Annotated in this window: 11 protein-coding genes; 4 read left to right on the top strand and 7 right to left on the bottom strand. The window is 70.8% G+C overall.

Annotated elements, in window-relative coordinates:
* Nucleotides 1-5 precede the first annotated feature (5 nt).
* Nucleotides 6-683, bottom strand: coding sequence for an ATP-binding protein (locus tag BN1555_RS20140; RefSeq protein ID WP_369688987.1), 678 nt, complete (start codon nt 681-683; stop codon nt 6-8).
* A 174-nt stretch (nt 684-857) separates the two neighbouring features.
* Between BN1555_RS20140 and BN1555_RS20135 the strand changes: the two genes are divergently transcribed.
* The gene (locus BN1555_RS20135) at nt 858-1,703 is read left to right on the top strand and encodes a helix-turn-helix domain-containing protein (RefSeq protein ID WP_093803515.1); all 846 of its coding nucleotides are present in this window, start codon (nt 858-860) and stop codon (nt 1,701-1,703) included.
* Nucleotides 1,703-1,903 carry a DUF397 domain-containing protein gene (locus BN1555_RS20130; protein ID WP_093800686.1) on the top strand — a complete coding sequence of 67 codons (201 nt, stop codon included), beginning with the start codon at nt 1,703-1,705 and terminating at the stop codon, nt 1,901-1,903. Before BN1555_RS20135 ends, BN1555_RS20130 begins: the two co-directional genes overlap by 1 nt.
* 100 nt (nt 1,904-2,003) lie before the next feature.
* Here BN1555_RS20130 and BN1555_RS20125 read toward each other — a convergent pair whose 3' ends face one another.
* Complete coding sequence (locus tag BN1555_RS20125) at nt 2,004-2,903, bottom strand: alpha/beta fold hydrolase (RefSeq protein ID WP_093800685.1); 900 nt, start codon at nt 2,901-2,903, stop codon at nt 2,004-2,006.
* Nucleotides 2,904-3,240: 337 nt separating this feature from the next.
* On the opposite strand from BN1555_RS20125, the gene BN1555_RS20120 reads away from it, so the two are divergent.
* Entirely contained in the window at nt 3,241-3,648 is a 408-nt protein-coding gene (locus BN1555_RS20120) for a hypothetical protein (RefSeq protein ID WP_093800684.1), read from the top strand.
* Nucleotides 3,649-3,950: 302 nt separating this feature from the next.
* Here BN1555_RS20120 and BN1555_RS20115 read toward each other — a convergent pair whose 3' ends face one another.
* Nucleotides 3,951-5,336 (bottom strand): DUF445 domain-containing protein, encoded by a 1,386-nt coding sequence (locus BN1555_RS20115; protein ID WP_093800683.1) that lies wholly within the window; start codon nt 5,334-5,336, stop codon nt 3,951-3,953.
* Between the two features lie 172 nt (nt 5,337-5,508).
* On the opposite strand from BN1555_RS20115, the gene BN1555_RS20110 reads away from it, so the two are divergent.
* Nucleotides 5,509-6,795: an SGNH/GDSL hydrolase family protein gene (locus BN1555_RS20110; RefSeq protein WP_093800682.1), complete on the top strand. Its 1,287-nt coding sequence runs from the start codon at nt 5,509-5,511 to the stop codon at nt 6,793-6,795.
* Nucleotides 6,796-6,887: 92 nt separating this feature from the next.
* Here BN1555_RS20110 and BN1555_RS20105 read toward each other — a convergent pair whose 3' ends face one another.
* Genes BN1555_RS20105 through BN1555_RS20090 form a run of 4 tightly spaced genes read right to left on the bottom strand, consistent with a single transcriptional unit; the run spans nt 6,888 to nt 10,323 of the window.
* Entirely contained in the window at nt 6,888-7,604 is a 717-nt protein-coding gene (locus tag BN1555_RS20105; protein WP_093800681.1) for a DUF1707 SHOCT-like domain-containing protein, read from the bottom strand.
* A 39-nt stretch (nt 7,605-7,643) separates the two neighbouring features.
* The gene (locus BN1555_RS20100; RefSeq protein WP_093800680.1) at nt 7,644-8,627 is read right to left on the bottom strand and encodes an ABC transporter ATP-binding protein; all 984 of its coding nucleotides are present in this window, start codon (nt 8,625-8,627) and stop codon (nt 7,644-7,646) included.
* 6 nt (nt 8,628-8,633) lie between these two features.
* Nucleotides 8,634-9,467 (bottom strand): ABC transporter permease, encoded by an 834-nt coding sequence (locus tag BN1555_RS20095; RefSeq protein WP_255306441.1) that lies wholly within the window; start codon nt 9,465-9,467, stop codon nt 8,634-8,636.
* 55 nt (nt 9,468-9,522) lie between these two features.
* Nucleotides 9,523-10,323: an ABC transporter permease gene (locus BN1555_RS20090; RefSeq protein ID WP_093800679.1), complete on the bottom strand. Its 801-nt coding sequence runs from the start codon at nt 10,321-10,323 to the stop codon at nt 9,523-9,525.
* Nucleotides 10,324-10,435: the final 112 nt, after the last annotated feature.

Here is a 10,435-nt window from a genome sequence, read left to right as displayed (position 1 = left end):
CGGCATCACTGTTCGGATTCTTCCCACTTCACCTCGAAGTACGTCTGAGCACGGTCGAGGACCTCGTCCGGGTCACGGCCATGGGCGCGTAGCCAGTGGAGGAGGTCGACGATCAGGCCGATCGTCGCCTCTTCCGCCACAGCCAGCCCGAGCGGACTCGTCGGGCCTGTGGTGGGATGCGTCGCCCGACGGTGGAGCGCCATCGTCACACGGCAGCCGCCCGTGTGACCCGTCGGTGCAGCCAAGCCGGTAGGCAGTTCACACCACGTCACCTTGGAGCCGGTTTGCAGGATGACGCCCCAGCGGTCCGTGATCGCGTCGATGATGGCCATGCCCCTGCCCGACTCGTCGCCGTCCGCGGCAGCGAGCAACGTGGGCAGTGCGCGCGCGTCCGGGTCGCGGACTTCGATACGGAGGCGCGTTCCGGCCATGGAGACGGCAAGCGTCGTCGGTGCACCCGGGCCGACATGTGTGAGGACGTTGGAGACCAGCTCGGTCACGCATAGCTGGGCGACGTCCGTCAGTTCGGGAAGCCCCCAGAGCTTGAGGCGCAGCGCCATCAAGCGTCGCAGACCGGCGACCTCTTCAGCTTCCGCGAGGAAGGGCAGGTCCCATGCCTTCCTCGGAACCTCGCACTGACATTCATCCATGCCGACAGCCCCCACTTCCACGAATGTGACCATCGCCCTGTGCGGCGACCTATGCACTCAGAGTGACAGTGAAACTCTCAATATGGAACTCTCATTTACGAGTTGAAGGAGCACGCTGAGCCTGCGTGCGCCCCGGGCGTGCGCTGTCTTGCCTGCACCGCTCCAGGACGTGCACGCTCAGGGAGATCGACACGAAGGGCCATGACCGTGCCAGTTGGACCGACCACCCGCAGGCGCCAACTCGGCGCGGACTTGCGCCGACTGCGTGAGCGCAAGGGACTCTCACTCGAGGAGGCCGGAGCACTTGTCGGCATCTCAAAAGCCACCCTGAGCCGATACGAAACCAAAGGCGGATCGGTCAAGTGGCCGGCGGTGGACGCCCTTTGCCGTGAGTACGGGACGTCGGAGCAGGAGCGTCAGGCTCTCGTCAAGCTGGCCAAGGAAGCCAAGACTCGTGGCTGGTGGCGCTCCCTCGCCGATCCGATCCCCGAGTCGATGAACCTCATGCTGACCCTTGAGGACGAGGTCATCCGCGAAGATCACTACTCGTGCATGTACGTGCCGGGCCTGCTCCAGACCCGCGCATACGCCGAGGCCGTGCATCGAGCTTCCGAGATGCGCTGCACCGAGCAAGAGATCGCGCACATGGTCGACATCCGCATGAAGCGTCAGGAACTTCTGGACCGGGCGGATCCGCCGCACATCTGGGCCGTGGTCGACGAGGCGGTCATGCGCCGCATGGTCGGTGGACGTGAAGTCATGCGTGAACAGCTTGGGCACATCCTGGAGTTGACCAAGCGGCCTCACATCACCGTCCAGATCCTGCCCTTCGCCAGCGGTGCGCACGCTGCGGCGGTCGGCAGCTTCGTGATTCTCGGCGGTCAAGAACCTGAACTCGACGTGGTGTACGTGGACATCATCGGCGGTGGGCTCTTCATGGAGAAGCCCGAGGAACTGGAACGCTATAAGTTGGCGTTCCAATACCTACAGGCTCAGGCGCTGGACATCACCGCCTCCGCCGCACTCCTGAGCCGTGCTTCCGAGGAGCTTTGATGGATCACGAAGGCATCCGTTGGATCAAGTCCTCGTACAGCGGGGGAAGCGGAACCGAGTGTGTCGAGGTGGCCCCCCTCGCCAAGTACACCGCGGTGCGCGATTCGAAGGTGCCCGAGGGGGCGCGTATCGCCGTACGGCATGGCGCGTGGGCGGGGTTCGTCCGTGCCGTGCGACGCGGGGAGTTCGACGCGGGCTAGCGTCGAGCCGAGCGCCTGATGGCCCGGCCCTGCGAAGGAACCCGCACCGGGCCCTTCGGGGACGGCACCGCGTGTGAGCAAGTGTGAGTAAGGAGAGGGGCTAGGCGCGGTCCGGGCCGGGCGTCCGGGTGGCGGCGTGGGTCAGGAACGGGACCAGGGCCGCGCGGAGGGCCCGGGGGTTGTCCAGGTGTACGTCGTGGGCCGCGTCCGGGACGACCTCGGTGCGGGTGGACAGCGGGCGGCGGGCCCGCATCTCCTCGGCCTCCGTCTGCGGCATCCAGCCCTGCGCGCCCCGGACGACCAGCGTGGGACAGCGGATCCCGTCCCACTCCGCCCAGAAGTCGCGTTCCGCGTTCTCCGCCACCGTGGCCACCATGACGTCACGGTCCACGCGCGGGTGCCAGCCGTCGGGGCGTTCCTCCAGGCCCGCCGCCCACGCCCTGCCCGCCGCACCGCCGCCGAAGAACTCGGCCGCGGCGGACCGGGACGCGAAAGGGACCGGCCAGGAGGCCAGCCAGCCGGCGATGGTCGCGGGGAGGCCGGGGTCCGGGCCCTTCGGGCCTGCCTCGATCAGGGTCAGGGACGCGACCCTGTCGGGGTGCGCCGCCGCCGTCAGCATCGCCGTGTGGCCGCCCATGGACTGGCCGACCAGGGACACCGGGCCCAGGGACAGGCCGTCGATCACCGCGAGCGCGTCGCGTACGTACGACGCCCTGGAGAGCGAGGGCGGGCGGCGGGTGCTCGTGCCGTGGCCCCGGGCGTCGTACGCGATCACGTGGTGCGTCGGGGCGAGGAGTTCCGCCAGGGCGTCCCATTCGGCCGCGTGGCCGGCCAGGCCGTGGAGGAGGAGTACCGGCGGGCGGCCGCGGCCCGGGCCCTCGTGGTCGCGGCAGGTCAGGTGTACGTCGCCGCGTACGCCGTCCCGCAGGTCGGCCCGCGGGTCGTTCCGTACGCCGTGTCCCGCGTCGGCCGCCGGGCTCACCACGGTTCGTATCCGCATGGGAAACAAGGTACCGAAGGTCTCGCGCCCGGCCCTCGGTCGTAAACCGCCGGGGCGGGGGAGGGGTGGGGCTGCGGGGACAGAAAGGGGGGTGGGGATGGGGCCGGTTCCGCGCCTCCGCCCGGTTCCTGCGGCAGGGGCGTGACACAGCGGCGGGGTTCCGGACGGTTCGTCAGGACCGGTGTTCCTGAGGTCGCGTGCCACCACCGATGCTTGCGGTTCGTCCTCTTGGGGCATGTATCGGGCTATTCGGGTGGATTAGATGTGCAAGACGCCTTCTTCGGTGCGAGATGGGGAGATCCTGACAGTCCGTACGTACATCACGAAAGGGACCTCCATGCGTATCCGCACCGCGCTCGCCGCCTCCGCCTTCGCCGCCTCTGTCCTGCTGGGCAGCGCCGGCACGGCGCTCGCCTGCGACGGCGAGAACGGCCCCGAGGGACGCCACTACTCCGACGAGCACAACGGCCGCCACCACTACGACGAGAACGACGACAAGGGTCGCCACCACGGCGACAAGGGCGGCCACCACGCCAAGGGCAAGGAGGGTGGCTACGCCGAGTACTGCAACATCGGCGGCGAGAACGGAGTCACCCACGCCCGCTTCATGGGCTTCAAGGAGCACAGCAAGAGCAAGTACAACGGCCACCACAACGGCCACGGCAACGGCAACGACAACGGCCACGACGGGGACTACAAGCACCACGGCGAGTACGACACCTACTGCGTCTCCTCCCACAGCTGACAGCTCCGCGCTGCCGCACCACCAGAACGGCCCCGCCCCCGCGGCTTGTCCGCGGGCGCGGGGCCGCTCCCGTGGGTGCCTGCCCGGGCAGCGAACAGCGGGCAGGGGGCAGCGGGCAGGGGGCAGGGGGCAGCGGGCAGGGGAAAAGCAGGGCGGACGGTAGGAACGCCGCTGAACACGCGGCGGCCGCCGCACGTACTACCGGGCAACTCCCCCGGTGAGCCGGGCGCGTGACCGACGACAGGCGGTCACGCGCCCGGTGCGTGCGTGCCCCCGGGCCCCGGTGCCCGGTGCCCGCCGGCCTAACCGCCCACCGCGTGCGACACCGTGTGGATCAGCAGCCCCGCCAGCGCCCCCACCACCGTGCCGTTGATCCTGATGAACTGCAGGTCCCGCCCGATGTGCGCCTCGATCTTCTTCGACGTCTGCTCCGCGTCCCAGCCCGCGACCGTGTCACTGATCAGCGAAGTGATCTCGCCGCGGTACGTGGTCACCACGTACACCGCCGCGCCCTCCACCCACCCCTCCAGCTTCTCCTGCAGCCGCCTGTCCGTCGCCAGCCGCGCGCCCAGCGAGAGCAGCGAGGCCCGCACCCGCAGGCGCAGTTCGCTCTGCTCGTCCTCCGCCGCAGAGATGATCATGGCCCGTACGGACGCCCAGGCCGAGGCGATCACGTCCTGGACCTCCCCCCGTCCCAGGATCTCCGACTTCAGCCGCTCCACCTTCGCCCGCGTGTCCGTGTCCGACTGGAGGTCGGACGCGAAGTCCGTCAGGAAGCGGTCGATCGCGCCGCGCGCCGGGTGGTCCGGCATGTCGCGCATCTCGGAGATGAAGCGCAGCAGCTCCTTGTAGACGCGTTCGCCGACCTTCCTGTCCACGAAGCGCGGCGTCCAGCCCGGTGCCCCGCCCTGCACCGCGTCCATCACCGAGTCCACGTGCAGCACCAGCCAGTCGTGGGCGCGCGCGCAGACCAGGTCGACCGCGCGGTCGTGCGCGCCGTCCGCGACGACGTTCTCCAGGGCCTTCCCGATCCCCGGGGCGATCTCCGCGGCGTCCGCGCGCCGCGTGATCGCCTCGCCGACGACCGCCTGGACGTCGGAGTCGCGCAGGACGGTCAGCGCGCCGCGCAGGGCCGTGGAGAGCTCCTCCGTCACGCGGTCGGCGTGGGCCGGCTCCGCCAGCCAGGCACCGACGCGGCTGCCGATGCCGATGGCGCGCAGGCGGGCGCGTACGACGCCCTCGGAGAGGAAGTTCTCGCCGACGAAGGACCCGAGCGTGGTGCCCAGCTGGTCCTTCTTCGTCGGGATGATCGCGGTGTGCGGGATGGGCAGGCCCATCGGGCGCTTGAAGAGGGCGGTCACGGCGAACCAGTCGGCGAGCGCGCCCACCATGCCCGCCTCGGCCGCCGCCGCGACGTACGCCGGCCAGCCGCCGACGCCCGACCGCTCCGCCCAGGTGGCGAGTACGTAGACCAGCGCGACCAGGAGCAGCAGCCCGGTGGCCGTCGCCTTCATGCGGCGTACGCCCTGGCGCTTCTCCTCGTCGGCCGCGCTGTACGCGAAGGGCGGGAGGGGGACGGACGGGGGCGAGGAGGAAGACGCGGGCAGGGGCGTGGACGGCGGGGATGTCGAGTGGGCAGATTTCTCCTTGCCGGACATGTCGTCAGTTCCCTTTTCGTTACGATCCATCCGCTCCACCCGTTCGCCTCGCACGCACCATCTCGTACGTATTTTCCCTACCTGACCTACTCGTGGAACGCACTGCGAGTTCCCGACGTCTACCAGGGCGGTGCAATGGCGCATCATTGAATGAGTTCGAACGGAGCCTCGGGCTCCCTGCGCCCGAGGAGATACACCGAGCATGACCAAGCGCAACGGTTATGCCGCGCTCGCCGCGCTCGCCGCGGTGGTGGTCCTGGTTTCCGGGGCCATATTCGCCACAGCGATGCTCGGCGGTCCCGCCGACGACCCCCGGGCCCAGCCCCGTACGCCGCTCCGTTCCGCGGCACCCGCCACCTCCGCCTCCTGGGTCGGCACCTGGTCCACCGCGCCCGCCCTGGCCGAGCCCGGCACGGAACAAGGGTTCCCGGGGCGTTCCCTGCGTAACGTCGTGCACACCAGCATCGGTGGCACCAGCGCCCGCATCACCCTCTCCAACCTCTTCGGCACCCAGCCGCTGCGCATCACGCACGCCTCGATCGCCGTCGCCGCCACCCCCGGCGCCCCGACCGCCGCGAACGGCACCATGCGCAGGCTGCTCTTCGGCGGCTCCCCCTCGGTCGTGATCCCGGCCGGTGGGCAGGTCGTCAGCGACTCCGCCCTGCTGAAGGTCCCGCACGACGCGGACCTGCTCGTCACCACCTACTCCCCCACGCCCAGCGGCCCGGTCACGCACCACCCCCGGGCCCGCCAGACGTCGTACGTCGCGGAGGGCGACCGTACGGAGGACCCGCTCGGCGACGCCTACACCGGGCAGACGCCGTACTGGCGCTACCTCACCGCCGTCGACGTCCTCAGCGGCAAGGCCGAGGGCTCGGTCGTCGTCATCGGCGACTCGATCACCGACGGCGTCACCTCCACGGTCGGCGCGAACCGCCGCTGGACGGACGTGCTCGCCGACCGCCTCGACGGGCGCTACGGCGTACTCAACGAGGGAATCAGCGGAAACCGGCTGCTCAGCGACGGGGTCGGCCCGAGCGGCCTCGCCCGCTTCGACCGTGACGTGCTGTCGCGCTCCGGCGCGAAGGCGGTCGTCGTCGTCCTCGGCATCAACGACATCCTCCGGCCGCCGCACGAGCTGGACGCGGCGCGCATCACGGCGGGCCTGGAGCAGCTCGCGCGCCAGGCGCGGGTGCGCGGGCTGCGCGTGATCGGGGCGACGGTGATGCCCTTCGAGGGGACGCGGGCGCACACTCCGCGGCTCGAAGCGGTGCGGGACCAGGTGAACGAGACGATCCGTACGGGCGGCATCTTCGACGCGGTCGTGGACTTCGACCGGGCCCTGCGCGACCCGTACGCCCCGGACCGGCTTCTTCCGGCGTACGACTCGGGCGATCACCTGCACCCGAGCGACGCGGGGTACCGGCGCATGGGCATGGCGTTCGACCTCGCGAGCCTGAACAGGAGCACGGCGCCGGCCGGAGTGTGAAGCCGCCGCCCGCCCGCCCGTGACGCCGTCGCGTCGGCCCCGTACGCGTCCTCACACCTCGTGCGCGTACGACGCGACGTCGTCACGCGGGGTCAGTCGAGCTCCTTGCGGTCGGTCTCGGCCTTCCTCGCCAGCTTCTCCTGCTTGCGCGCCTCCTTGAGGCGCTGCTTCTCGGCGCGCGTGATCTTGCGTTCCACGCCCACCCCGCCCATCAGCGCGAACCCGGTGACCGTCACGCGCGGCGAGTCCGGTGCCACCGGCTCGGGCGGCTGCGACGACTTCTCCGCCAGGTCGCCGAAACCGCCCATGAAGCCGAAGCCCTTGACGTTCACGTCCAGGCCGGGCGGCACCGTGACCGCCAGACCGCCCATGATCGCGAAGCAGCGGATCACGGTGTCGCGCTCCTCGAAGCGCGCCTCGCGCAGGTCGATCTCGCCGCCGCCCATCATCGCGAACGCCGTGAACCTCCGGCCGACCGTCCACGTGCCCTTGCGCCCGAAGCCGCCCCAGAAGGCGAAGGCGCCCCTCGACGTGGCCGGCCCGCCGATCCGGTCCCGCCAGGAGACCCGCGCACCGGAGGAGGGGGCAAAGGCCGCGTCCGGCGCGACCGGGCCGCCCGTGCCCGGCGCCGGCAGGTCACGCACCAGCGGCTCCAGCTCACCGTGCGTACGCGCCTTGTACACGGCGTCGAGGCGCTGGTCGAACTCCTCCATGTCCAGCCGCCCCTCGGCGACCGCGTCGCGCAGCACCTCGGCGACCCGTTCGCGCTCGGCGTCGGATGCGCGCATTTCCGGAAGTCCACTGGTCATACGTCCAGACTAGTCAACTGCGGTGCCGCATCCCACTGTTCAGAGCGCCGATCGGTCCGCGTACATCTTCGCGATCACCGCCTCGATGTCCGGCTCCCGCACCGACAGGTCCACCAGCGGATACCTCTGGGCCACCGCCGCCACCAGCGGCGCCGCCGAGACCGACGCCGGGAACGCCAGCCACTGCCTCGGCCCCTCCACCCTCACCACCCGCGCGCCCGCCACCTCGACCGGCGGGAGCTCGCGCTCCAGGTCCACGACCAGGGTCCGCTCGCTCTCGCCCACCTCGTGCAGCCCGCCCGGCGTGCCATCGTACACCAGGCGCCCGTGGTCGATGACCATCACGCGCTTGCACAGCTGTTCGATGTCGGTCAGGTCGTGCGTCGTCAGCAGGACCGTCGTGCCGCGCTCCGCGTTCAGGTCCCGCAGGAAGTCACGGACCTTGGCCTTCGAGACGACGTCCAGGCCGATCGTCGGCTCGTCGAGGTACAGCACTTCGGGATCGTGCAGCAGCGCCGCCGCGATGTCGCCCCGCATCCGCTGCCCCAGCGACAGCTGCCGCACCGGCACGTCCAGCAGCCCGCCCAGGTCGAGGAGGTCGACGCAGCGCGCCATGTTCACCTTGAAACGCTCGTCCGGGATCCGGTACATGCGGTGCATCAGACGGTACGAGTCCCGCAGCGGCAGGTCCCACCACAGCGTCGTGCGCTGCCCGAACACCACCCCGATCCGCTGCGCCAGCCGCGTCCGCTCCCGCGCCGGGTCGATGCCCGCCACCCGCACGCGGCCGCCGCTCGGCGTCAGGATGCCGGTCAGCATCTTGATGGTGGTGGACTTGCCCGCGCCGTTCGGCCCGATGTAGCCGACCATCTCGCCGCGCGGCACCGAGAAACTGATCCCGTCGACCGCCCGCACCTGCGTCTTCTCGCGCCGCAGCCGGCCCTTCCTGCGGCGTACGTCGAAGACCTTCTCGACGCCGTCCAGCTCGATGAAGCCCTCGTGGCCGGTGAAATCCGTCTCCATGACGTGTCAGCTCCCCGTGCTGCGGTACGAACGAAGGCCCACCCGCCACGCCGCCCCGGCCAGCGCACAGCACACCACCGCCACCAGCGGCGGCAGGAAGGCGAGCCAGGACGGCAGGTCGAGCGGGTAGGGACGGCCCAGCACATACAGCGCCGGAAGCCAGTTGACGAAGGCCAGCGGCAGCACGAACGTCACCCCGCGCACCAGGTCCTTCGCGAAGACCGTCGGCGGGTACTGGAGCAGCGTGGTGCCGCCGTACGTGAAGGAGTTCTGCACCTCGGACGCGTCCTGCGCCCAGAACTGGAACGCCGCCCCGGCCACGAACACCGCCGAGAAGACCGCCGCCCCGCTGAGGACCATCACCGGCAGCATGAGCACCTTCAGCGGTGTCCACGCGAGGTCCAGCACCACCAGCGCGTACCCGAGCACCAGCAGGCCCTGCGTGATCCGCCCCAGCCTGCGCAGCGCGAAACGGTCGGCCGCTATCTGCGCGAGGACCGGGACGGGGCGTACGAGCAGGGTGTCCAGCGTGCCGTCGCGCACCCGGCGTCCCAGCCGGTCCATCGAGCCCATCACCAGGTCCGAGAGGCCGAAGGCCGTGCCCGCCGTCCCGTAGAGGAAGGCCACCTCCGGCAGCGTGTAGCCGCCCAGCGCGTCCACGTGGGAGAACATCAGCAGGATGCCGACGAAGTCGAGGCCGGTCGCCGCGAAGTTGCCGAACGCCGTCATCACGAAGGACGCGCGGTACGCCATCGTCGAGCGGATCCACATCGCCGCGATCAGCCCGTACGCCCTGACGCCGGACCGCAGCTGCCCGAGGGGCCCGGCCGGGCCGGCCACCCCGGCCGTCCCAGCGGTTCCGGCCGTCCCGGCGGTTTCGCTCGCCCCGGTCACCTCAGCCACCCTGGACCACCACCCTGCGCGTGGCCACCGACTGGAGCAGCCGCCCGGCCGTCAGCAGCGCCGCCGCCCAGCCGACCTGGAAGGCGTACGCCCGCACCAGGCCCCACCCCGTGTGCTTGCCGAGGAGGACGTCGGCCGGGATCTGGAGCAGCGACGACCAGGGCAGCGCCCGCGCGAGCGTGCCCAGGGCGCCGGGGAAGAGGGTGAGCGGCAGCACCATCCCGGAGAAGAAGAGACCGGCGAGCCAGGTGATCTGCGCCATGCCCGCCCCGTCGAGCAGCCAGAACGCGGACAGCGCCACCAGGAACCGGATCGCGAAACTGACGACGACGCCGAGCGCGACGGCGACCAGGAACGCGGCCCACACCAGCGGATCGGCGGGCAGCGCCAGATCGAAGGCGAGCGCGCCGAGCGCCATCGGGACGACACCGCGCCCCAGGAGGTGGAAGGCGGCCCGCCCCAGGTCGCCCGCCAGCCAGAAGAGCTGGAGGTCGGCGGGGCGGTAGAGGTCGATCGCGATGTCGCCGGTACGGATCCGCTCGATCAGCTCGTCCTCGAAACCGCCGCCCATCATGGCGGCGGTCACCAGCAGCGCCTGCCCCAGCCACACATAGGTGAGGGCCTGTGACAGGTCGTACCCGCCCAGGTGCGGACGCTCGCCCCACAGGGCCGTGAAGGTGTACGCCACGATGAAGCCGAAGACGGTGTTGGTGAACACCCCGGCCGCCGTGGCCACCCGGTACGTCGCGTGACGGCGGAACCCGCCGGCCGCGACCACCGCGTATACACGCACACCGACCCCCTCGATTCGCTTCCGGCACCAAAACGCCCGACCCTAGCCCAACAGGGTCATCCACCGCAGGCGTTTTCCGCCCGGGGACCGGGGCACTGGTCCCCGGTGCGTG

It is taken from the genome of Streptomyces sp. Wb2n-11, from assembly GCF_001049855.1.
GTDB classification, from domain to species: Bacteria; Actinomycetota; Actinomycetes; order Streptomycetales; family Streptomycetaceae; genus Streptomyces; species Streptomyces altiplanensis.
This window is presented reverse-complemented; position numbering and strand designations above follow the sequence as displayed.

Excerpts from the sequence above, each read along its gene's own strand:
- BN1555_RS20140 (WP_369688987.1), bottom strand. The coding sequence starts at position 683 with ATGGTCACATTCGTGGAAGTGGGGGCTGTCGGCATGGATGAATGTCAG.
- BN1555_RS20130 (WP_093800686.1), top strand. The coding sequence starts at position 1,703 with ATGGATCACGAAGGCATCCGTTGGATCAAGTCCTCGTACAGCGGGGGA.
- BN1555_RS20125 (WP_093800685.1), bottom strand. The coding sequence starts at position 2,903 with ATGCGGATACGAACCGTGGTGAGCCCGGCGGCCGACGCGGGACACGGC.
- BN1555_RS20120 (WP_093800684.1), top strand. The coding sequence starts at position 3,241 with ATGCGTATCCGCACCGCGCTCGCCGCCTCCGCCTTCGCCGCCTCTGTC.
- BN1555_RS20115 (WP_093800683.1), bottom strand. The coding sequence starts at position 5,336 with ATGGATCGTAACGAAAAGGGAACTGACGACATGTCCGGCAAGGAGAAA.
- BN1555_RS20110 (WP_093800682.1), top strand. The coding sequence starts at position 5,509 with ATGACCAAGCGCAACGGTTATGCCGCGCTCGCCGCGCTCGCCGCGGTG.
- BN1555_RS20105 (WP_093800681.1), bottom strand. The coding sequence starts at position 7,604 with ATGACCAGTGGACTTCCGGAAATGCGCGCATCCGACGCCGAGCGCGAA.
- BN1555_RS20100 (WP_093800680.1), bottom strand. The coding sequence starts at position 8,627 with ATGGAGACGGATTTCACCGGCCACGAGGGCTTCATCGAGCTGGACGGC.